21 protein-coding genes and 1 tRNA gene are annotated in these 20,347 nt (G+C 41.0%); 7 read left to right on the plus strand and 15 right to left on the minus strand.

The features are described from left to right. Nucleotides 1–22 precede the first annotated feature (22 nt). Nucleotides 23–946, plus strand: a complete 924-nt coding sequence (locus GYM62_RS11800) for a DUF4097 family beta strand repeat-containing protein (protein ID WP_219956541.1) — start codon at nucleotides 23–25, stop codon at nucleotides 944–946. Nucleotides 947–1,943: 997 nt separating this feature from the next. On the opposite strand, the gene GYM62_RS11805 is transcribed toward GYM62_RS11800, so the two are convergent. Both GYM62_RS11805 and GYM62_RS11810 read right to left on the minus strand, forming a co-directional pair. Then, a complete protein-coding gene (locus tag GYM62_RS11805) occupies nucleotides 1,944–2,432 on the minus strand; it encodes a hypothetical protein (RefSeq protein ID WP_219956542.1) in 489 nt (162 codons plus the stop codon). A gap of 9 nt (nucleotides 2,433–2,441) precedes the next feature. Beyond that, nucleotides 2,442–3,545 (minus strand): ferredoxin--NADP reductase, encoded by a 1,104-nt coding sequence (locus tag GYM62_RS11810; RefSeq protein WP_219956543.1) that lies wholly within the window; start codon nucleotides 3,543–3,545, stop codon nucleotides 2,442–2,444. A 209-nt stretch (nucleotides 3,546–3,754) separates the two neighbouring features. Here GYM62_RS11810 and purB point away from each other — a divergent pair, with 209 nt between their 5' ends. Beyond that, nucleotides 3,755–5,098 carry an adenylosuccinate lyase gene (gene purB / locus GYM62_RS11815; RefSeq protein ID WP_219956544.1) on the plus strand — a complete coding sequence of 448 codons (1,344 nt, stop codon included), beginning with the start codon at nucleotides 3,755–3,757 and terminating at the stop codon, nucleotides 5,096–5,098. A 1,052-nt stretch (nucleotides 5,099–6,150) separates the two neighbouring features. Here the strand turns inward: purB and ctlX are convergent. Both ctlX and GYM62_RS11825 read right to left on the minus strand, forming a co-directional pair. Then, nucleotides 6,151–7,083, minus strand: a complete 933-nt coding sequence (gene ctlX / locus GYM62_RS11820) for a citrulline utilization hydrolase CtlX (RefSeq protein ID WP_255590362.1) — start codon at nucleotides 7,081–7,083, stop codon at nucleotides 6,151–6,153. A gap of 3 nt (nucleotides 7,084–7,086) precedes the next feature. Beyond that, nucleotides 7,087–7,968 (minus strand): hypothetical protein, encoded by an 882-nt coding sequence (locus GYM62_RS11825; protein ID WP_219956545.1) that lies wholly within the window; start codon nucleotides 7,966–7,968, stop codon nucleotides 7,087–7,089. Between the two features lie 82 nt (nucleotides 7,969–8,050). Between GYM62_RS11825 and GYM62_RS11830 the strand changes: the two genes are divergently transcribed. Continuing rightward, nucleotides 8,051–8,473 (plus strand): hypothetical protein, encoded by a 423-nt coding sequence (locus GYM62_RS11830; protein WP_219956546.1) that lies wholly within the window; start codon nucleotides 8,051–8,053, stop codon nucleotides 8,471–8,473. A gap of 32 nt (nucleotides 8,474–8,505) precedes the next feature. Here the strand turns inward: GYM62_RS11830 and GYM62_RS11835 are convergent, their stop codons facing one another. The 4 genes from GYM62_RS11835 to GYM62_RS11850 form a co-directional block, all read right to left on the minus strand. After that, nucleotides 8,506–10,788 (minus strand): xanthine dehydrogenase family protein molybdopterin-binding subunit, encoded by a 2,283-nt coding sequence (locus tag GYM62_RS11835; protein WP_219956547.1) that lies wholly within the window; start codon nucleotides 10,786–10,788, stop codon nucleotides 8,506–8,508. A 24-nt stretch (nucleotides 10,789–10,812) separates the two neighbouring features. Next, the gene (locus tag GYM62_RS11840; RefSeq protein ID WP_219956548.1) at nucleotides 10,813–11,271 is read right to left on the minus strand and encodes a (2Fe-2S)-binding protein; all 459 of its coding nucleotides are present in this window, start codon (nucleotides 11,269–11,271) and stop codon (nucleotides 10,813–10,815) included. Nucleotides 11,272–11,410: 139 nt separating this feature from the next. After that, a complete protein-coding gene (locus tag GYM62_RS11845; RefSeq protein ID WP_219956549.1) occupies nucleotides 11,411–12,349 on the minus strand; it encodes a DDE-type integrase/transposase/recombinase in 939 nt (312 codons plus the stop codon). After that, on the minus strand, nucleotides 12,346–12,732 hold the full coding sequence (locus GYM62_RS11850) for a hypothetical protein (protein ID WP_219956550.1): 387 nt from the start codon (nucleotides 12,730–12,732) through the stop codon (nucleotides 12,346–12,348). Before GYM62_RS11850 ends, GYM62_RS11845 begins: the two co-directional genes overlap by 4 nt. 456 nt (nucleotides 12,733–13,188) lie before the next feature. Here GYM62_RS11850 and GYM62_RS11855 point away from each other — a divergent pair. After that, nucleotides 13,189–13,262, plus strand: a tRNA-Asn gene (locus tag GYM62_RS11855). A gap of 87 nt (nucleotides 13,263–13,349) precedes the next feature. Here GYM62_RS11855 and GYM62_RS11860 read toward each other — a convergent pair. The 3 genes from GYM62_RS11860 to GYM62_RS11870 all read right to left on the minus strand — a co-directional run bounded on the left by GYM62_RS11860 (nucleotide 13,350) and on the right by GYM62_RS11870 (nucleotide 16,587). Then, nucleotides 13,350–14,183: an IS4 family transposase gene (locus GYM62_RS11860; RefSeq protein WP_219956551.1), complete on the minus strand. Its 834-nt coding sequence runs from the start codon at nucleotides 14,181–14,183 to the stop codon at nucleotides 13,350–13,352. An 839-nt stretch (nucleotides 14,184–15,022) separates the two neighbouring features. Further along, nucleotides 15,023–15,532: a hypothetical protein gene (locus GYM62_RS11865; RefSeq protein WP_219956552.1), complete on the minus strand. Its 510-nt coding sequence runs from the start codon at nucleotides 15,530–15,532 to the stop codon at nucleotides 15,023–15,025. Then, the gene (locus GYM62_RS11870) at nucleotides 15,532–16,587 is read right to left on the minus strand and encodes an ImmA/IrrE family metallo-endopeptidase (protein ID WP_219956553.1); all 1,056 of its coding nucleotides are present in this window, start codon (nucleotides 16,585–16,587) and stop codon (nucleotides 15,532–15,534) included. The genes GYM62_RS11865 and GYM62_RS11870 overlap by 1 nt, the downstream gene beginning before the upstream one ends. Before the next feature lie 324 nt (nucleotides 16,588–16,911). Between GYM62_RS11870 and GYM62_RS11875 the strand changes: the two genes are divergently transcribed. Genes GYM62_RS11875 through GYM62_RS11885 form a run of 3 tightly spaced genes read left to right on the plus strand, consistent with a single transcriptional unit; the run spans nucleotide 16,912 to nucleotide 18,258 of the window. Then, entirely contained in the window at nucleotides 16,912–17,400 is a 489-nt protein-coding gene (locus GYM62_RS11875) for a hypothetical protein (protein ID WP_219956554.1), read from the plus strand. 10 nt (nucleotides 17,401–17,410) lie between these two features. Then, nucleotides 17,411–17,821, plus strand: a complete 411-nt coding sequence (locus GYM62_RS11880) for a hypothetical protein (RefSeq protein ID WP_219956555.1) — start codon at nucleotides 17,411–17,413, stop codon at nucleotides 17,819–17,821. Nucleotides 17,822–17,871: 50 nt separating this feature from the next. Then, nucleotides 17,872–18,258, plus strand: coding sequence for a hypothetical protein (locus GYM62_RS11885; RefSeq protein WP_219956556.1), 387 nt, complete (start codon nucleotides 17,872–17,874; stop codon nucleotides 18,256–18,258). A 302-nt stretch (nucleotides 18,259–18,560) separates the two neighbouring features. Here GYM62_RS11885 and GYM62_RS11890 read toward each other — a convergent pair whose 3' ends face one another. From GYM62_RS11890 to GYM62_RS11905, 4 genes are read right to left on the minus strand one after another with little or no spacing between them, the layout of a single operon-like run. Continuing rightward, nucleotides 18,561–18,998 carry a hypothetical protein gene (locus tag GYM62_RS11890; RefSeq protein ID WP_219956557.1) on the minus strand — a complete coding sequence of 146 codons (438 nt, stop codon included), beginning with the start codon at nucleotides 18,996–18,998 and terminating at the stop codon, nucleotides 18,561–18,563. Between the two features lie 20 nt (nucleotides 18,999–19,018). Beyond that, nucleotides 19,019–19,480, minus strand: a complete 462-nt coding sequence (locus tag GYM62_RS11895; RefSeq protein ID WP_219956558.1) for a preprotein translocase subunit SecB — start codon at nucleotides 19,478–19,480, stop codon at nucleotides 19,019–19,021. Beyond that, nucleotides 19,477–19,914, minus strand: coding sequence for a helix-turn-helix domain-containing protein (locus GYM62_RS11900; protein WP_219956559.1), 438 nt, complete (start codon nucleotides 19,912–19,914; stop codon nucleotides 19,477–19,479). The genes GYM62_RS11895 and GYM62_RS11900 overlap by 4 nt, the downstream gene beginning before the upstream one ends. Continuing rightward, nucleotides 19,911–20,321, minus strand: coding sequence for a hypothetical protein (locus GYM62_RS11905; RefSeq protein ID WP_255590363.1), 411 nt, complete (start codon nucleotides 20,319–20,321; stop codon nucleotides 19,911–19,913). Before GYM62_RS11905 ends, GYM62_RS11900 begins: the two co-directional genes overlap by 4 nt. Nucleotides 20,322–20,347: the final 26 nt, after the last annotated feature.

A 20,347-nucleotide genomic window follows, 5' to 3' on the forward strand; every position in this document is an offset into this window, starting at 1 on the left:
TAAAACTTAAAAACTTCAACTCATGAAAAGCTTAACCCGACTTTATCTATTGTTTGCACTCTTATTGGTGCAGAGCTATGCTTTTGCTCAGAAAGTGTTGGTAGACACCCAGAAATCCTACCCTGGGATCCGATCCATTGAAGTAGAAGGAGGCTGGCTGGATGTCAGCTATGATGGAGGAAGCTCTTCATCCGTAGATGTAGAAGCTTATCTAGAATCAGAAAATGAAAATCAAGACATCGTATTCGTGACAATTGGTGATGTTTTGAAGATTTCCTACAAAAGATCTTCCCAGATGAATTCATGGAATAGCAAATCCAAAGGCTGGATCAAGATGTCAGGGCCTGAATCCATCAAATTATCAATCCGAAACAGTTCCGGGGATTTGCAGGTAAGTCGCGTAAGCTCTGATGAAACTAGCCTCAAAGTAAGCTCAGGCAAAATTCAGGCAAATCAAATCAGAGGAGATCTAATGGTCAATGCTACATCAGGAAATATCAGGGTTGATGGGGTGAATGGCAATGTATTGGCCGGTATGACTTCCGGAAATGCAGATATTTTCAATGTAAAAGGAGATTTGCAATACAAGTCCACCAGCGGTTCATTAGACGCAAATAATGTGGAAGGAGAATTAAGCGTAAGTCTTACATCAGGAAACGCCAAACTATCCAATGTAGGTCAGTTAGGAGCTTTGAAGTTTACCTCAGGAAATATCCGTGCGGAGAATGCAGGGCTCGGACCGAATACCTCTTTTTCGGGCACTTCCGGTAATTTTAGAGTACAGACACCATCAAATCTGAATGCATACAATTATGAATTGAAGGCCTCTTCAGGGAATTTAAAGGTGGGAAAAAGCAGTAAGGGAAAGACTTTGGAAATCAATAACGGAGCCTCCTCGACTATCAAAGGTCAGATTAGCTCCGGGAATATTACCATTGAGAATTGATGTTTATAGGATTTTTAATCATAAAGAGGACTGAGATTCAGTCCTTTTTTTATGCTCTGAGGTTCACTTTTAATGATTGGGTAAAATTTCGCCATGATTAATTTAACCACATAGGGCACTGAAAATTACATGGAGAACCACGGAGTTTTAATGAGAAGACCTATAGCTTTTGTCTGGCTGATCGCCTGGCTGACGGCTAGTTAGAGAGTCGAAGCCTTTGTCACGAACTATAAACTTTGAGACTAAATAAACATCGGGAGATAGGCCTCACCAAATTGAAAAATATCCCTTCTCCGTCTTGCTGGCAAAAAACATCTTCTTCAAAATTGGCTTTAGGGCCAGCGCTGTTCAAAATTTCGATTTTAATCCGTGGGTTAAAACCCACGGCTAAAATATCTGTCGCTCCTTTGGAGCTCAACATCTAATCCAATTAAGGTAGGTCCGGAGTTACGGCATTGCTTCTTGTAAACTTTTCAGACTTCTCACTTTAAATTTCAGCCTTTGTGAGACCGCTTCGTTCCTCGCGAGAGATCATGAGACTGCTTCACCAGATCCAAAGCTTTCCCTTTATTTGGGATTACCTAAAAACTAAAAGTTAATCTTCATGATAAAAAAAGGTGACGGGTTCGCAGTGACGGGACTGCCTACTGCCACTGCCTACTTTTCTTTGCCTCTTTCATTCTTTGCGGGAGATTTATACCGCTGCGGCTCCGCGAGAGATCATGAGACTGCTTCACCCGATCCAAAGCTTTCCCTTTATTTGGGATTACCTAAAAACTCAAAGTTAATCTTCATGATAAAAAAAGGTGACGGGTTCGCAGTGACGGGACTGCCTACTGCCTACTGCCTACTACCACTGCAAACTTTTCTTTGCCTCTTCCATCCTTTGCGGGAGATTTATACCGCCGCGCCACTGCGGCTCCGCGAGAGATTATGAGATCGTTTCGCTCGAATTGACAATTTTCAGCCATCTCACTTCAAATTTCTAACTTCCCCCCTACTCCGGCCTGGATGCCTGCCTCACAATTTCAGCCTGCTCTTTATTCAGTTTAAGAAGCCGTTTTATTCTATCCGGTGTAGGTTTGGCTAAGGAATAAAAAATCAAAGTCAAAGCAAAAATCACCACATAAGTCGCATTTTCATAGAATAGCAAGCCGATAGTGCTGAGGATAGAAATCAAAAACAAAAAATAAAATCGCTGCCTAGTTGCCTGAATATAAATCTGAACTTTATCAAACAGCTCCTCATATTCAAAGGATAATTTCAGTTTTCTATGAAATATGACATATTGACCAATCAGTAAACCTATAGCCAATCCAATCAGCAAGCCATTGACAAAGTCTGGAAGCTCAGGCAGGTCAAAATTCAAATTACCTGAATTATAATACAAATACACAAAGCCAAATAATGGCAAGCTGATCACCATCAGGATCAATACCAATATTTCCAGGCCTTTATAGTCTTTTTTAAGCTGATTGTAGTTCAAGAGGCTAGCTTATTCAATGGTGATTTTGATATCATCAGTCAGTGGTCGGGACACACAGCAAAGTACATATCCAGCCGCTATTTCCTTCTCGCTCAAGCCTGCATCCTCATCCATCTTCACCTTTCCACTCAAAAGTCTACCTCTACAAGCCGTACATAAGCCACTCTGACAAGAATAAGGCATATTCAAGCCCTGCTCCAGTCCGGCTTCAAGGACAGTTTGTTCAGGATTAACGGTCACATCAAACTCCTCCCCTTCCAACATGATTTTCACATCTCGGGTGAGAATTCCGGAGTTGATTCCAGCCATGGCATTATCATGTGCCTGTTGTGCTGCCGCTGAGAAAAAGCTCTCTCTATGAATTCTCTCTTCAGGAATACCAAGTTCTTCCAAGACATTCTCCGCCGTATCCATGATTCCGTCAGGCCCACAAAGGAAATAAATCTCCTCATATCTCTGCTCGTATTCCGCTTGGGAAACAAACTCCTTGAAAGAATCAGGGTTCAATCTACCTTTTGGACCTTTCCACTCTTCTGAAGGTTGACTCAGATTATGAATGACTTTCAATCGATCCGGATTGGCTTTTTCCAAAAGGTCCAATTGTCTTTTGAAAATTATCTGCTCCTCACTTCGGCTACAATATATCAGCGTGATGATGGAGTTCGGCTCATTAACTAAGACAGATTTGAGAATACCCATGATTGGCGTGATCCCACTGCCTCCAGCCACCATGATAAAATGTCTCTGATTTTTGGAATGAAAGTCGGTGGTGAAATTCCCCAATGGCTTTAGCACATTGATAGTTTTACCGGGGTTTACTTTTTCATTCAGATAATTGGAGAAAAGTCCTCCATCGACCCTTTTAACAGAAATTCCTGGAAAGGGGTCCACAAATGGGGAGGTGCAAAGACTGTAAGATCTTCTTTGCTCTTTTCCATCAAAGTCCATGACCAAAGTCAAAAACTGACCCGGCTTGTAATCCAGAAATGGTTCTGGCTGCTCAAAATAAATACTCACTGTATCGGGAGTTTCCTTGACAACTTCACGTACCTTCAGAGGGAGATAATTGGTTTTTTTAACTTCCTCTTTTTTCTTCTTAAATAAATTGAACATTCGAGATGGGGATTCTTTGTATTCGGGTGCAAAATTAAACGCTCAGGAATCATAATTGTCCTAATCCCTGAGAAATTCACTAAGAAAACTCCAAATCGTGAAAGTAAGTTTGGAGAAATTCGATAATTATAAATTAGGAAGGGCTATTTTGAAGGTAATGAGCTAAATTGCGCCTTCAAAATTTTGGAACAACCCCAAAACCAACAGACATGGAATTGAATGCCCTGACCGCTGTCAGTTCAGTAGATGGAAGATATGCTGGAAAAACGGCTTCCTTGAGAGCTTATTTTTCAGAATTTGCCCTGATCAAATATCGAGTGCATGTAGAGGTAGAATATTTCATCGCACTTTGCGAATTACCCCTACCTCAGTTGAAAGAATTTGATCACGGATTTTTCAGCAAGTTACGGGCTATTGTTACTGAATTTTCAGAGAAAGATGCTCAAAGCATTAAGGACACTGAAAAGGTGACCAACCATGATGTGAAGGCTGTAGAGTACTTTCTGAAAGAGAAATTTGATGCTTTGGGGCTAGAGGCATATAAGGAGTTTATCCATTTTGGACTCACCTCTCAGGATATTAACAATACAGCAACTCCATTGATGCTGAAAGAGGGATTGGAGCAGGTGATTTATCCTGAATTGGAAAAGGTTCTATCCAAGCTGAAGAGCTATGTATCTGACTGGAAGGATGTTTCAATGTTGGCCAAAACCCATGGACAGCCAGCTTCCCCTACTCGTTTGGGGAAGGAAATTGAGGTATTTGTTGTCAGAGTTGAAAAGCAATTGGAGCTATTAAAGCAGGTTCCATTTTCTGCCAAATTTGGTGGGGCAACCGGAAATATGAATGCGCATCATGTAGCCTATCCTGAACTGGCTTGGAATGACTTTGCATTCAACTTCGTATCCAAGTATTTAGGCTTAGAAAGAAGTTATCCTACCACTCAAATCGAGCATTACGATAATTTGGCTGCTGTATTTGATGGCTTAAAAAGAATCAATACCGTATTGCTGGACCTTTCCAAAGACGTGTGGCAATATGTGGCCATGAATTATTTCAAGCAGAAAATCAAAGCTGGAGAAGTAGGATCTTCTGCAATGCCACACAAGGTCAATCCAATAGATTTTGAAAACGCAGAGGGTAATTTAGGAATTGCCAATGCTTTGCTGGAGCATTTAGCTGCCAAACTTCCTATTTCCAGGTTGCAGCGTGATTTGACAGATAGCACGGTACTTAGGGTAATCGGAGTTCCATTGGCACATATGCTAATTTCTTTGGAGTCTTTGAAAAAGGGATTGGGTAAATTGGAACTGAATAGAGCTGCCATTGATGCTGATTTGGAAGAAAACTGGGCAGTAGTTGCGGAAGCGATCCAAACGATTCTTCGAAGAGAAGGCTTCCCAAAACCTTATGAGGCACTGAAAGATCTTACCCGAACCAATACTAAAATCACCCAATCTTCCATAGCGGATTTTGTGGATGGCTTGCCTATTGCTGATGAATTAAAAGCGGAATTGAAGAAAATTACGCCGTTTAATTACACGGGGATTTAAAAGTGTAAAAGCTGAAGTCAGAAATCTGAAAGGATTCGCCTCTTAATCTAGGTAGCTTCACAAAAGCTCGCAGCGACGCAGCGGCGCAGATTTTAATTCTCCCGCAAAGGATTCAAGCGGCCAAGTATTTATAAAGCTATGTTGTCTCTGCCTGCTTTAAGGCAAAAAGTTGCTTTAAGCCTAAGACTAGTAAATAGTTATTGGTTATTGGACTCTTATTCCAGTGGCATCATAATAACCAGATCTATGTTTACTACTGTGGCTATGTAGTTTTCATCTCCCGCAAAGAGTGGAAGAGGCAAAGACGGTTTTGGAGTGATTTGCGAAAAGGGCTTCGACTCCGCTACCAATGACAGATTAAATTAAATTCTGAAATTTTACTTATTTCGGAATTTAATTCTTTGTTATGGAAAGCATGCTTCAGCTAACTTTAAATCCTTCTACTTCTTTTAAGCATTTTCTTTTTTCTCTTTGTTCTTTTGCCTTGAAGCAAAAGAACCAAAAATTCAAGACGCAGCAAAGCTCCAACCGCACTTGGCCGGACGCTGGCCCGCTGCTGCGTCAGCCCACCGCGCCCTCACTAATTAAGTTCTTCTAAAAGGAAAGGATTTCAATTGTGAAATAACAACAGACAAATCCATTTTGGATTATCCTGTCATCCCTTTTTTTGTATGTTCGAAGAATATTTAAGACTCAGGCTGACAATACTTTCGACTACCTAACCCGCCGTCAGGTAGGCACTCAGCCTGACAAAAACGATTAGACTCTTCATTAAAACTCCGTGGTTCTCCGTGTATCCTCCGTGCTCTCTGTGTTTTAATTGCCTCCCGCAAAGAGTGGAAGACGCAAAGAAGTTGATCTGATTTGTTCTGGGAAATCTGTGCAGATCTGTGACTTTTTCTGTGGAAATCTGCGGGAAATAAAAAAGATTCAGTGACTGAAAAACATTTAAAGTTTCTCTGCCCTTCGTAAATCAAAAATCTTAAATTCCCCTATTATCCTCCTTGCTCTCTGTGGTTAAAAAAAATTCCTCATCTCCAAACCACTTCTTTCTAACTTTTTGGTAAAAAAATCTCCGCAATCATACACCTAGCGCTTCCTCCACCCAGTTTTTCTATGGTAGGAATCTGAGGACTGATAATCGTAGTATATTTCTCAATTAGCTGAATTTGCCCCACGTTTAAAGAATCATAGGCCGTTTGGGACATAACTGTAAACTTCTCTCCCCCATCATTTCCCACTTCCAGCATATTTCCAGCAAAATTAAATTTCTGCTTGGCCGTAATGGGAATCACTTTTTTACCTGCTGATGTCAAAGTCTCCTGTACTTTTCTTCTATCGGCAGCTTTGACTATACTTTCCAAACAAACCACAGCCAAATCAGAGCCAATATGCATCATTACATTGGTATGATAAATAGGGCTGCTCATCTTTCCGTCAATTTCCTGCTGAGCTTTAAAAGCAATCACTTGATAGCCCAGTATTTTCGCCAAATAATCTAAAGGTACTCTATGGGTTCGTTCAGAATAACAGGCATAAATCATTTTTGAATCATGGTCCATTACCATGCTGCCCGTTCCCTCCAAAAACTGTCCATCCTGCTCAAAAAAGCTTAAATCAATAATTTCATCCACTTTAAATCCCAATCCCATCAATTGCTCTATCAAATCTTTCCTCCGCTCCAATCGGCGGTTTGGAGAATACATGGGATAGAGAATCAATTTCCCATCAGGATGTGTACTAAACCAGTTGTTGGGAAATACAGCATCTGTTTTAATTGGCTTTTCTGTATCCTCTATGACCAATACCTTCATTCCCTGGTCTTTCAATAAGGCAACAAAGCTGTCAAACTCCTGTTGAGCCAAGGCCTTGATTTCTTCAGAACTTCGCCCATCTTGCTGTTGATAGAAATTATTCTCAGCTGTCTCCGGATTGAAACCAAAGTTGGCGGGACGCACCATCAAAATTGTAGAAGTGGTTTGCATGGCTTATTTTTTTGAAGGGTATCGATAAAGAACCGGGAGAATATTGAATCTCTTTTCACTGATGGTAAAGTAGCTTTTCATGGAAGATGAAAATGCGATTGCCTCTCCTTGAGGCTCGGGAACATAGGGTAAACTGATGGGAGTTCTAGCCAGCGTTTCAGTTAAAGACTCCCCTTCTTTTCTGATCCAATAATAGACAGCAAAGTAATTTTTAATCAAAATTTGACAGCCATCTTTTGAAATATCTCCTGCCACAGAGGATGAAAAAGGAAATTCCAGATGCTTGTCTAACTTAATTTCCTCCTTATTCCCAAATTGATCCCAGGAAAAACTGTACAGATTGTTCTTCTTATCCCTTTTGGAAACTATATACAGTCTTTTATCCAAGGGATCGAGCATCAAGGTTTCCGCATCCCTAGCTCCTCCAGGATAGTTGAGTTCTACTGAGACAGCCTTTTCCTCAATCAAAGATTGGATGACTCTAGGTTCTGGAATTCTATGAACATACACAGAAGAATATCTAGCTAAATTATCTCCTATTTCAGCTATGTAGATATAGGATTTTCCATCAGGCCCCAATCCAACAGCAATATCTTCCCAGTCCCTATTTTTGAGACCTTTCAATATGATTTTTCCAATCTCTTTGCCTAGGGAATCCAACATATAAACTGCCGCCTCTCCCCCGCTATCGGTATGAGCATAAATGAGATTAGGGTGAATATGAGAAAATGCAATCCCGCTGACTTCTTCCAAACGGGGATTTTTTAATGTGTCTACGGGAATACCCATGCTAAAATAGCGTTCAGAAACAGGAATTTCCTGAGCGAAAAGGCTATGGCTTAATCCCAATAAAAAAAGAAAGAAAATAGTAATGCGTGTACCCATAAGAAAGATCGAAATTAGCCAAAAAGGCAGGAAAAAGCAGGGAATTCAGTATTTTAGTTAGGAAACAAAGTCAAAAGTCAAGATGGATCCCCTTTTAAAGAAAATGAATTGGAAGGATGGGATGAAAATCAAGATTTGGAATCTTCCTTCAGAACTTGAGAAGTTAGAGCAGGAATGGATGGCTGCTGGCTATTTAGCTTCTGCAAATGAGAAAGCAGCATTTTTATTGGCTTTTGTCAAAAGTCAGGAAGAGATAGAGCGGGTTTTTCCAGAAATGGAAAAATTAGCCCAAGAGGACGAATTGCTTTGGATGGCCTATCCCAAAGGAAGTAGCAAGAGATACCAGGTGAAAATCAACAGAGATTCAGGCTGGGGAATATTAGGAAAGTATGATTTCGAAGGTGTGAGGCAAATCGCCATCAATGAAGACTGGTCAGCCTTACGATTTAGAAATACCAAATTTATCAAAACTCTCACTCGAAAATTCAGCACCAAGGACCAATGATCCTATAATTCACACCCAAACCTACGTCGCTCCTAAATCTGGAAAGGTAATTTATAAATTCTCTTTCCACTGGCTTGATACATGGCATTGGCCAGTGCAGGAATGTAAGGTGGAACTGGCGGCTCTCCTACCCCTGTAGGTTTCTCCATACTTTCCATGATATGCACGTGGATGTTTCGCGGAGCTTCCGGCATGCGGATAATTTTATAAGTGTCAAAATTATGCTGCTGCGCAACTCCATTTTCAAAGGTAATGGCAGAAGTAGTCGCCAAACTATGGGCAAACTGTGACCCTCCTTCAAATTGGGATCTAACTCGATCGGTATTTACTGCAATACCGCAATCCACAGCGTAATAGACATCCTCTACTCGAAGGTTTCCCGAGTTGTCTTTTTCGAGGCTAACCACACAGGCCACATAGGTCAAAAAGCTTTTATGCGCTGCAAAACCCATGATTTTGCCATTTGCCATGGATTGCTTCCAGTTAGATTTTTCTGCTACTTCTCGGATCACAGCTTTCATCCTTCCGGTATTCCATGGATAAGCATCGATTGGCTCTCCATAATTCCCGTATTCTCCTCCCACCATTTCACTTTGAAAAGTAATCTCTCTGTCTTCTCCCAAAAGAGACAAAGCATGCTCAATCGGATCCAGTCCTCTAGCTTCAGCCAATTCATCCAGCATACAATGCATGGCAAAGGCATGATGGATATTACTTACAGAGCGAAGCCAACCCACCCGAACATGCCCGGTAGATTCATGAGATTCAATTCGAATATTTGGCACATCAAAGGGAAAATCTACACAACCTAGGCCCATCTCCCCATCTGAAGGATGCAACTCATCCTTACTACCGGTAGAACCAATGGCAGGGAAAACAGTATGATGATTCCACCCTGTTAAGGCATTCGAAGAATCCAAGGAAGCGATAATCCGCTGAGCACTGTGGGAATGGTAAAAATCAAAATGAAGATCATCTTCTCTAGTCCACTGTACCCGAACGGGTGCCTGGGCCGCCTTTGAGAGCAAAGCCGCTTCGACCACATAGTCAGGCTTAGATTTACGTCCAAAACCACCTCCAAGAAGGGTTACATTTACTTTTACCAAGGAAGCATCTATATCCAGAGCCGTAGCTACAGCATCCCTCGCCCACTGGGGATGCTGTGATGGTGACCATACTTCACAGGAACCGTCAGATTTCACATGGGCAATTGCCGCCGGAGGCTCAAGGGTGGCATGAGCATAAAAGGGCGCTTCGTAAGTTCGCTCGATGACTTTGGCTGCCGAACTTTTTGCCTGAGCAAAATTCCCTCTTTCTCTTCTAACTTTCCCATTTTGACTGGTGCTCTTTACCATTTCCGCCAACTGGGCCTCAGAATTGTAATTTTGATTTTCACCCAAATCCCAGCTTACTTCCAAGGCCTCTCTACCTTTGATAGCAGACCAGGTATTGCTGGCGATGACAGCGACACCTTCCAAGGCCTTGTCCAGACCAGGGGGAAAACTGGGACCGGAAATCTTCACTACTTGTTCTACTCCCGGTACAGCCAAGGCTTTCCCATCCGAAAATGATACTACTTTTGCTCCAATGACCGGGCCTCTGAGCACTACCGCGATTTTCATATCCGGCAGATTCACATCCGCTCCGAAAACGGCCTTGCCTCGTGTAATATCTTTTAGATCATAAATAGGCACATCCTTTCCAATCAATTGGTAACTGGAAAACTCCCGGAGTTCAATGGATTCTGGGGCTGGTAGACTTGCATTCTGAAGGCTTTCTACCAAATCCCCAAATGGAATTTCCTTTCCGCTCCCGCTGTGAAAGACTTTCCCCTTTTGAGTATCACATTCTTTTGGATCAACTCCCCATTTGTTGGATGCAGCAGCTATAAGCATGGTTCTGGCTGTAGCACCGGCTTTACGCATGGGTTCGTAAAACATCCGAACCGAAAAGGATCCATCCGTATTTTGGTTTCCATATTTTTCTTCGTCTCCTTCTGCTTGGATAATCTTTATCCTTGACCAGTCAGCTCCCAATTCATCTGCCATAATCTGAGGAAGGGAAGTTCGGATACCAGTTCCCATTTCAGATCTATGAGCCACCAAAGTGACTTGATTATCTGAGCTGATGGAGATATAGGCATTGGGAGCAAAAGTGAGTGACTCACCCTTGGGACCAGAACACTGGAAATTCACACCCAATACAAAACCACCGGTAGCTAGGGTGCTGAGTTTTAAAAAATCTCTTCTGGAGGGGATAAAAACCTGACTTTGGTCTTTTGGGTTCTTTTTGAGAAAAGGAAGTTTGGGGAACATCTGAGTAGAGTTTTGGAGGGATGATTATAAGTTCTTGGCGGCAGTCTGAATGGCTGTTTTGATACGATTGTAGGTTCCACAGCGGCATAAATTTCCGGCCATACTTTGTTCGATTTCTTCTTCGGAAGGATTGGGATTCGATTGAAGCAGAGAAGCTGCATTCATGATCTGACCGGTTTGGCAATAGCCACATTGGGGTACGATATGCTCAACCCAGGCTTGTTGCAAAGGATGATCTCCATTTTCTGAAAGTCCTTCGATGGTAGTGATTTGGGCATTTCCTACTTCAGAAATAGGCAAAGAGCAGGAGCGAATAGCAGTGCCATCCAGGTGAACGGTACAGGCTCCGCAAAGCGCTTGACCGCAGCCAAATTTGGTTCCTTTCAGGTCCAGCAAATCGCGAATTACCCAAAGCAAGGGCATATCCTCCAGGGCTTCAACCGATTTTTGTTCCCCATTGATGGTCAGATTATAAGTAGGCATGGCGATGTTTTTTTTCAGGTTGAGATCAAATTATCTGATTATCCGCAATCATGCCAGTTGCCTTATTTTCTTCGCTTGACTGGTTGGAAGACCGATGACAGAAGACCGAAGTTTCCGTGACCTTGCCTGATTTTGGTTGTCACAATTCCGTCTTGTGAACTGTTAATTTGTTTATATTTTGAGGTACTCTTTTTCTTGGTTGTTCAGGATTTCTGGGCTTCAATTTCAAGGTATATGCCATTGAAGGTTGAGTTTGCAACATTGATTTATATTGGAGGGGAGAAAGTCCATTGAGTACTTTCTTTCTTCTTTTCTTGTTGTGGTCAGCGACTGCTTTTTTCTGACATTTTCTCAATTCTTCAAGTTTCTTTGGCTTCCAGTAATTCAAGTATCCACTATTTATCAGATCGTTTGTTTTCTCTGCATAGGGGTTCTCGTAAGAGTACATGCACATACTTTGAAGAATTCCGTGTCGATTACACAACTTCTTGTATACCTCGCTCTCATACTGCTTGCCTCCATCGCTATGATGAATCATCCCTTTGAGTTTTACTCCATTGCCCACGGCTCTGCTGATTGCTTTTCGCATCACTGCTCTATAATTAAGTGCATGATTGGAATCATAAGCTCCATAGCCTACGATTTCTTGGTTGTACACATCGGTGATATAGATCGTGTAAAGCTTAGTGTCTCCGTATAGATAATGGGCCATATCTGCCTGCCAGACTTGATTTACTCCATTCACATCTTTCTGAACCAGCAGGTTAGAAATCTCCCGGTGAGCTGTTTGTGTGGCTCTCCCATAACGTTTGGGATATTTGACACGGTAACCCAACTCCATAAATAACGCTATACTTTTGTCCCTTCCTATGGGCAATTGATCACCAAACTCTTCATACATACTCCGGCAGCCTTGGCTGGGACAAGTTTTACGGACTTTACGCAGGTTCAATTCTGCCAGCCGAATGACCTCATCTTCAATTTCTGGCTTACCAGCGGCAACTTTATAATAGGACTGACGGCTGTAACCCAATATCTTACAGGCTGAGCTGATCTCAAAAGAATACGGATGGATCATTTTTTCTGAGACTTTGATGCTGGGTCGCCAAAACTTTTTTTTAAATCCACACGAAATTCATCTGATGCCTGCTCTACTATGATCCGGTACAGATCTGCCTCCAATGATTTACGTCCCAAAGCAGCTTCCAGCTCCTTGATCCTACCTTTTAATACCTGAACCCTGTTGTCCTGACTGTCTTTTTCCATAACCATTCTTGTCCCCTTCTTCAAGGTAGTCGAATATTTGTAAAGCCAAGTATATACAGTCTGTTTTCCGCCTATTCCGTACTCACGAACAGCCTGGAGAACTGTTAACTCTTTCCGTTCTATCTGACCTACAATCTGCCTACGCAAATCCTCACTGAAAATCCGCTGAGCTTTAAGTTGAAATCTTTTTGTCATCTTATTTGGTTTATCGTCCCAACAAAATGTGTCAACTTTTTTCAGGCATTGTCACCGGATTCTGATCCTTTTGGCATACAATAAGCCATATTTTTATCAATACTGGCAAGAAAACGGATATCCATATCAATTTATCAAATTTCGATTCGAATTCCTCGTACTCTTTATTTTTGTTTAGGGTAAATCAGTAGTCTCAGTATTCCTTCTCATCTCCCCAATAAAAGAAAATGGCATTTGGATGATTCAAAGTGATAAAATTCTGTCAAATCCTGTTATCATTAATAGGAATGGAAAGCAACACAGGAAATAGTAAAAAAATAAGTCCCTGAGAAAGAATCAGAAAGGGCAATAGGCTTAAAAAATCAAAGATTTTTTATTTCTAGGTTTGGAAAAAATCAAAGATGCCTCTACATTTGCAACACGTTAACCGAAAGGGATGGCGCAACCAGAAAAAATTCCTCCTTAGCTCAGTTGGTTAGAGCACATGACTGTTAATCATGGGGTCCTTGGTTCGAGCCCAAGAGGGGGAGCTAAATTAGAAAAGCCGATATTTTTATCGGCTTTTTGCATTTATACATTTCTGGGCGAGAAGCCCTGTCTGCGACTGGCCATAGCCGTCAGGTTAAGGTTTTAAGTATCTCATTTAAGGCTAGTTTTCCTTTTTTCTTTTCTAGGTATAAAATTTTAGGAGCAAATTCTTTGAGTTGATCAAGTAAGGATATCAACTCTTTATGGTTTTTCAAAGCATTGATTAGATGATTTGATATGTTTTGGATCAGCCTGAAGTATTTCCAAACACTGCATAACACCTTGTTCTTTTGTAATACCTGATTTTGTAACCAATTGAAAATATTTAGATTAAGAATAATCCAGATCAACTTTCCATAAAGTTGGCATTCAAACCGATGGATTTTTTTGGTATTAAACTCGTCAATGGTGACCAGCGATTTCCAGGTTTTGAAGATCAGCTCGATTTGCCAACGTAAGGAATATACTTTCCTGATGTCTTTTCCTTTCAGCATCTCAGCGGGAACATTGGTAATCATGATATTTAACCTTGCCCTTGCCTTAAATTTGTCCGAAACCTTGTTTCCCGTAGATTTTGCCTGTTTTGAGGTTTTTCGGAGTCTTTTCTCGTAGGTAGTCTCATCGGCAAGCGAAACCACAATCCGAACAGGAACTCTTTCTTTTTTCCCCAGAAAAACAGACATTTCCAGATATTCCAACTTATTTTTTTTGAGCTTCTTGAGGTAGGAGTTGATCTCCACTGGATCTTTTGAGTCCCGTTCTGAATAAATATTAACCTGTGGTGTCAACCGATTGATAAAGTAGGCTTTGGCTGAGTGAATCTTGGAAAGAAATCCCAGGGTACAATAGCCCATGTCTCTGAGAAAAAGATCATTTTCCTGAATATCATGGGTAAAATCGGCTGAGTCAGACTGATCATTCATCACCCCGAAGTAAGCCTGAGATCAAGACTCTGCCCACTGAGAAAATCATATTCATATTGGACACTGATCATCGAAGAAGAGTGATGAAGCGCCCCTCCGTACCCTTTGTACTTTGCAGAAAAAGAATCTGGGAGGGCAAATTTGGTGGAATCCTTAATCCGAATCCGGTTGAAATGAGTTTTGAGTGCCTGCTTTTCGCCACTATAGCTGATCTTTTGAGTCAAAAGACAGTCAAGACACTTTTTAGAAAGTCGACAGCGGGTGAAGTAAACCTACTCATGAAGCGACTGCTTGGTGATGTTAATCCCGAATTCCTGAAATAGAAAGGAAGCCATATCTAGGAGACTGAAATCTTTCCCCCGTTGATAAGAAAACATGAGGCTCAACAGGAAACCGAAACCATCGAGCTTCGATTTCCTGATCGAATAGCCGGTTTCTTTGGCGAATGAATTGATGGATTTGGGGTTGAAATTTAGGAGAAATTTTTCTTTTAAAATCTGGTCTTTTTTCTGTATAAACCATTGATTTTCTATCTTTTAACCCTCAAAAATCCGTATATTAGAAGAAGAAAAAAGGCGGTAGACCGTGATTCCAACCGCCTTTTTAAACTAAAAAAACATTATACAAATATGAGCAAAAGGAAGAAAGATCCCAATGGGGATCTACGCTTTGTTCATAAATAAACTCACCCACAAGGTTTTAGCTTGCTAAACTGACGGCTATGGTCTGCGACTGGCAGGCTGTCCCGATGAAAGAGCGGAGCGATTGATATCGAGAAGCCCAAGAGGGGGAGCGAAAGCCTTTCAGAAATGCAAGGCTTTTTTTTGCTTAAGCCCTTTTTAATCTTTCAAATAGTTAATTCTACGCTCAATCTCCTTTTTCATTGCAGCTACTTGATACAGCAAGTTGATTTTTGGCATCTTATTTAAAATATCCAGTGCTTTGGGTTTTGAAATTAATTCACCTGAAACCAATTGGTCCCAAATCCAAAAAATCCCGTGGTATGGCAGGTTGAGTTTCCCTGCAAAGTCTCGCACTAGCTTATCGCTGCTAATGACCATGGCTACTCCGAGTTTTTGGGCTAAATATAGAACGGAACGGTCCTCTTGTGAAAGCCCTCGGGGAAAAGCAATCTTTCCCATTTCCAGAAAGTCATCCTCATGGAGATTGTGTATATGCAGTTTGCCAATAGATTCGTAGGCGTCTAGAATTTGCTTTTGTTCTGGATAGAGTTCATTGATTACGGCCACAGTGGTGTGTAATTCAAGATCGAGTTGGAAAAACGAAGTGATCATATCCAGCTCGATCAGGTCGATGAAAATACAGGCATCCGTAACTGCTACTCGCATCAAATCACCATGTTTTCCTTTCTGAATTCCGCCAGTTTCTGATTCTTCAGCGCCGCTGCTTTGCTCATGGAAATAAAATCCTCTGCCAAAGCCCTGAAAAGCAATTGGGAAAAGCGATTAGAATACTCTGCCCCTTCATAAGCAACCGGCTCGTTTTTCCGATAGCCCAATTGATTAAACATTGCATAAAACTGTCTGAAGTAGTTGTCAGAGATCAAGCCTAGATTCTTTGCCCGATAAACCAAGGCCTGCATGGAAATCCCATACTGCTGCTTGATGGCGGCCAATTCATGGAAAGAAAGCTTGCTACGCTTGCCTCCCAACTCGACTCGAAGCAGTTCTTCGGGAATCAGCATCGCGGTGGCAAAGGCATGGCAGAACTTCTCCTTTTGGGTTTCAGGAAGATGATTCACCTCCAAAATCAGATGCGCCAACTCGTGCAAAGCGGTAAATCGCTTTCGGTCAGGAGCATCATTAAGCTTTGTCTTATTAAGGACTATTAAAGGAATATTTTTTCCATTCACCCAAGTACAAAAGCCATCAAATTCCTCGGTGGACTCTATCTCCAAAACCTTCACATGATGATCTTCTAAAAGTTCGATTACGTTCGAGAGCGGTCCAGTGCCCAAACCCCAGGCCTCTCGGAGCTTTAGCGCTGCCTTATCAATATCTTCAAAAGACTGAATGGGAATACCGCTAAGCGGATTGTCAAATCGAGTCTCAATACCCAGAATTTGCTCAAGTTCCAGATACCTCCCCAATTCGTCCTTGGCAATCTCCACGATTCGATTTCGCTCCTTGGCGGGATAGCTTTCCAGCTTTGGAAATTCAATGTTACCAAATTCTAGCTGCTGTTCAGAGAAAAAGTAATCCGGTCGTACTCCCAGGGCTTCGGATAGAATTCCGATCATCTCACTGTCCGGAATAACCTGTCCCAACTCGTATTTGCTCAGGGACTGCTTGGTGATCCGATTATCAATTTTATCAGCCAAGCCCTGAAGAGAAAGTCCATTCATCAGGCGGGCTGATTTGAGGCGAGTAGAAAAACTTTTCAAACTATTTACAAGTTGGTGTATCTATTAATTTACTTTGGTTGACAAATTTATAAGAAATAATAAAAACGTCAACTGAATGAAGTTTTGAAGTTCAATTTTTCATAATATATTTCTAAAACATTAGGCTTAAATTTACCTGTCTTGGGAATCGATAGGAACGAAAAAGAATGGCAAAATCATACTGAATCATTCAGGTGCAGTTTGGCTCATAGATTTTTTTGATAAAAGATCGAAAGCCTAACCACATTAAGTAGGTACTAATCATTTTCCTGCTAAAATTTTACTTTAAAGTAAAATAATGTAATTTTGAACCTCTTCATTTAAATGCAATTCGAACTAGTTAAAATTGAAGAATTAAGCGGAAAAAAGGCTTCCATTTACAGCATTCTACTTGATGGTGAAGATGAGTCTCTTTTTGAGCGGTTTCTAAGTGAAAATTCAAATACATTTAAAAATGAAATATTTGATATCCTTTCAAGATTAAGGACCATTGCCAACAAAACTGGAGCACGAGAAGGATTTTTCAAGTTAAATGAAGGAAAGCCAGGAGATGGAATTTGTGCCTTGTATGATCAACCGGGAAGCAATCTCCGTTTATACTGTATCAGATTTGGGCATGAGTTAATCATCCTTGGAGGTGGAGGACCCAAATCAAAGTCGATACGAGCCTTTCAGGAAGACGAAAAATTAGAAGATGAGAATTATCGCCTGAGGGGAATAGCCCAACAAATTATGAAAGCCCTTAGGGAAAAGGATATAAGATTCTCCAGAGATTTTCTGGATTTTGAAGGTGATTTGATCTTTGAAGAGTAGAAATTAAATTATGAAAGAACGGAAAAATACACTACTTGCCTCTCTTCTGAGCGAGATTGACCCATTGAACCAGGCCAAAACAGATGCCAAAATGGAACTTGCAGCTAAAATCGCGCAAGCAATGGAAGTAAAAAAATGGAAAAAAAAGGATTTACTTCAAGCTGTGGGAAAGGATAATCCATCCATCATCACCAAGTGGCTATCAGGCACTCATAATTTTACGATCGACACTTTGGTTGAATTAGAGAAGGCTTTATCCATTCAGCTGATTCACCGGGAGGTTAAGAATCCTGTGGTGGTAGAATATCATCTGCACATCAGCCAAGAGGTTGACAAGCCTGAGAAGAATAGTTATTTCAACGAAATTTTGACGGCCACCTTTGTCAGTGAGCAAAGCAAAACGGTTCAATTTCAAGCTTAAAGCATATGCCTGTCCAGAACGCAGAAAATATCGGTTTTCAAATAAGGGGGATGGAAATTTTAGATTCTTGTCTGAATGCTCCAACAACTCCTTTGCCTCCCAATCCAAAATTTCAATTCGATTTAGCAATTGAGCATCGGATAAATCTGGAAAATAACCTGGTGATTGTAATCTGTAAAGTGGGAATCAGGAATGAGTCCAAGGAAACTTTATTTGGTGAATTGCGAGGGAGCTGCATTTTCTTTGTCGAAAAGCTTAATGACTATTTCGACCCGCAAACCAATAAGCTAAATCTTCCTGAAGATTTTGTGGTGACGCTGAATTCTGTAACGATCTCGTCCATGCGAGGGCTGATGTTCTCTTTTTTCAGAGGGACATTCCTCCATCAAGCAGTACTTCCTATTATTGATCCGAAATCATTCGAAAAGAATACTTAAATCGGGCCTGATACTCTGCAAGGTCCACCAAATCACCTACCTCACCACCATCGATTTTCTCTGCCAAGCAGTCAAAATTGGCCAACTCACCGATTCAGACTGCGACGATTTTATTCAGCGAGTGCTAAAAGCTGGAAGTAGATTGCCTGTGAAGAAGTGGGGGGAGTATAATTGCCAAATGAAAGAACCCGTTTAGCTACTTTTTCGGAGGTGCAGGTTTAGCCGGAGGAGTAGGGATTGTTCTGCCTTTGCTGCCTTTGTCAGGATTGGCTGGTTTGATAATTGGTTGTGGACGGTGTTCTTTAGCCATGATTATATGCGTTTATAGCTGCAAATACTAAGATGCTTGCTATGCCAATTCCAAGTGAAATAATTGAGATGATGTTCAGTACTGAAATCACCTTGTTCCTCTCTTTTATTTTACAAGTGAGTTTTTCATATACCATCCCCTCGTCCAAATTCTGAATAGTCATCTCATTGAATCGACTTGATAAATAGTGGGAAAGTAGGTTGATCAGTAGGGTTGAAGCCAGAAATCCCCAACCTGCTATTAGAATCCATTTATTGGTAGATTGATCGAGAGGACTGATTTTCTCCACAAAAGTAAGTGTGATAATAAGGGCTCCTGAGGATATGAACGTAATGTATTTTTCAAAGTCATCATCACTTTTAGCCTTCTGTTCGAGAATTGACAATCTATATTCTCTCCATTCTTGAATTGCTTTTTTCCTTTTCCCCATGCACACTAAAGGTTTGAAAATTACTTACCTTCTTTCTCCAATTCCCCAGCCTTATCCCTCAATAATTGACTTATATCAATAGGAGGCAATAAATACCCTCCCATCGGACCAAGGTTGGTGATCTGATAGATGATGTTTCTGAGGTTATTGATCATCATGTTCAAAGTGGAGAACTGACTTAGATTATTTCTTAGGTTCTCATCCACTTTTTCGGGATCTTGGATTCGAAAAGTTCCTCCGCCCTCGACCATCAGCTTATATCCAGGCAAAGGCTTCTTCTTGGCAAAATTCACCTCTATTTTGGTAAATAGCTGGATTTCACCTTCTACCTCTGTTTTGCCTATCCCAAAATCAATATCTACCGGATAAGATTGAAAAAGATCCGAAACATTCACCTCATCCTCTTCCGGAACTATAAATTCATAATGGGACTCCAAAAGCTTGAAATCCAATAATTGTAAGGGAGAAAATTTTGCTTTCATCCTGCCATAGCGTATTCATCCTCTCCAGCTTGGCTGACTGCCATGACGAGTTGAGGATTGGTGACTTGTTCTTTTAATTTTAAATATTCTTGTGTTTTGGACCATCTTTGATGGTAAGCCAATAATTCCTCCTGAACTTTTTCTTGCAAAAGCTCCTCTGTGAACACTTTGAAATTCAAATCCAATTCCAAAGACATCTTCGCCAGAATATTCCAATTAGGCTTGCGATCTCCACGGAATAACTGAGTAATAAATGAAGCAGAGGTCCCGATTTTTTCAGCCAATTCCTTTTTATTCATTTTAAGGGACTCCATTTTCTGGTCGACTAGACCGAGGAACTGCAAAGCAAATAAATCAGCCTTGGAAGTAACCTGATCTTCATAGGACATCTCCTTCATGAGTGCATCCCATTCGTTTTTAATTGAGTTCGTCATGGTTTTGGGTTAAGATCGTATTCGTATTTTGACACTCTTCTAATAATGCTTTTTTCCGTTGCTGTTAATTTCTGGGATTTCTTCTTTTCTAGAAGTTCTATCCCAATAATTACAAAACGCTCCGTATCGCCATCTGTAAATTGCTGGCAATAGATTCTGGGATTTTTCTTCCCTTTAAACAATTTAATGGCAGTAACCTGCTCACATCCTTTTTCAAAATTTTCTTTATCATACAAATCTCTGGGAGCTCTATGATTCAATATCAACTCCATAGTAGTCTGGAACTTCTTCAAATTCGCTGGATCTGATTTCAAAAAAGCCATTATCTCACCTGAATTTTCAGCGTCCAGGTAGAAAGCCTTTTTGCCATCTTGGGAGATTTTGATTAGTTCCGCTTTTCTTTTCACGTCAAAATTAAGCAATAGGTTAATTT

This window comes from Algoriphagus sp. NBT04N3 (genome assembly GCF_019443765.1).
Lineage (GTDB): Bacteria > Bacteroidota > Bacteroidia > Cytophagales > Cyclobacteriaceae > Algoriphagus > Algoriphagus ornithinivorans.

What these genes read in the sequence shown, in the direction of transcription:
- GYM62_RS11800 (WP_219956541.1), top strand. Translation starts at nt 23, where the DNA reads ATGAAAAGCTTAACCCGACTTTATCTATTGTTTGCACTCTTATTGGTG.
- GYM62_RS11810 (WP_219956543.1), bottom strand. Translation starts at nt 3,545, where the DNA reads ATGTTCAATTTATTTAAGAAGAAAAAAGAGGAAGTTAAAAAAACCAAT.
- purB (WP_219956544.1), top strand. Translation starts at nt 3,755, where the DNA reads ATGGAATTGAATGCCCTGACCGCTGTCAGTTCAGTAGATGGAAGATAT.
- ctlX (WP_255590362.1), bottom strand. Translation starts at nt 7,083, where the DNA reads ATGCAAACCACTTCTACAATTTTGATGGTGCGTCCCGCCAACTTTGGT.
- GYM62_RS11825 (WP_219956545.1), bottom strand. Translation starts at nt 7,968, where the DNA reads ATGGGTACACGCATTACTATTTTCTTTCTTTTTTTATTGGGATTAAGC.
- GYM62_RS11830 (WP_219956546.1), top strand. Translation starts at nt 8,051, where the DNA reads ATGGATCCCCTTTTAAAGAAAATGAATTGGAAGGATGGGATGAAAATC.
- GYM62_RS11835 (WP_219956547.1), bottom strand. Translation starts at nt 10,788, where the DNA reads ATGTTCCCCAAACTTCCTTTTCTCAAAAAGAACCCAAAAGACCAAAGT.
- GYM62_RS11840 (WP_219956548.1), bottom strand. Translation starts at nt 11,271, where the DNA reads ATGCCTACTTATAATCTGACCATCAATGGGGAACAAAAATCGGTTGAA.
- GYM62_RS11845 (WP_219956549.1), bottom strand. Translation starts at nt 12,349, where the DNA reads ATGATCCATCCGTATTCTTTTGAGATCAGCTCAGCCTGTAAGATATTG.
- GYM62_RS11850 (WP_219956550.1), bottom strand. Translation starts at nt 12,732, where the DNA reads ATGACAAAAAGATTTCAACTTAAAGCTCAGCGGATTTTCAGTGAGGAT.
- GYM62_RS11860 (WP_219956551.1), bottom strand. Translation starts at nt 14,183, where the DNA reads ATGAATGATCAGTCTGACTCAGCCGATTTTACCCATGATATTCAGGAA.
- GYM62_RS11865 (WP_219956552.1), bottom strand. Translation starts at nt 15,532, where the DNA reads ATGCGAGTAGCAGTTACGGATGCCTGTATTTTCATCGACCTGATCGAG.
- GYM62_RS11875 (WP_219956554.1), top strand. Translation starts at nt 16,912, where the DNA reads ATGCAATTCGAACTAGTTAAAATTGAAGAATTAAGCGGAAAAAAGGCT.
- GYM62_RS11880 (WP_219956555.1), top strand. Translation starts at nt 17,411, where the DNA reads ATGAAAGAACGGAAAAATACACTACTTGCCTCTCTTCTGAGCGAGATT.
- GYM62_RS11885 (WP_219956556.1), top strand. Translation starts at nt 17,872, where the DNA reads ATGGAAATTTTAGATTCTTGTCTGAATGCTCCAACAACTCCTTTGCCT.
- GYM62_RS11890 (WP_219956557.1), bottom strand. Translation starts at nt 18,998, where the DNA reads ATGGGGAAAAGGAAAAAAGCAATTCAAGAATGGAGAGAATATAGATTG.
- GYM62_RS11895 (WP_219956558.1), bottom strand. Translation starts at nt 19,480, where the DNA reads ATGAAAGCAAAATTTTCTCCCTTACAATTATTGGATTTCAAGCTTTTG.
- GYM62_RS11900 (WP_219956559.1), bottom strand. Translation starts at nt 19,914, where the DNA reads ATGACGAACTCAATTAAAAACGAATGGGATGCACTCATGAAGGAGATG.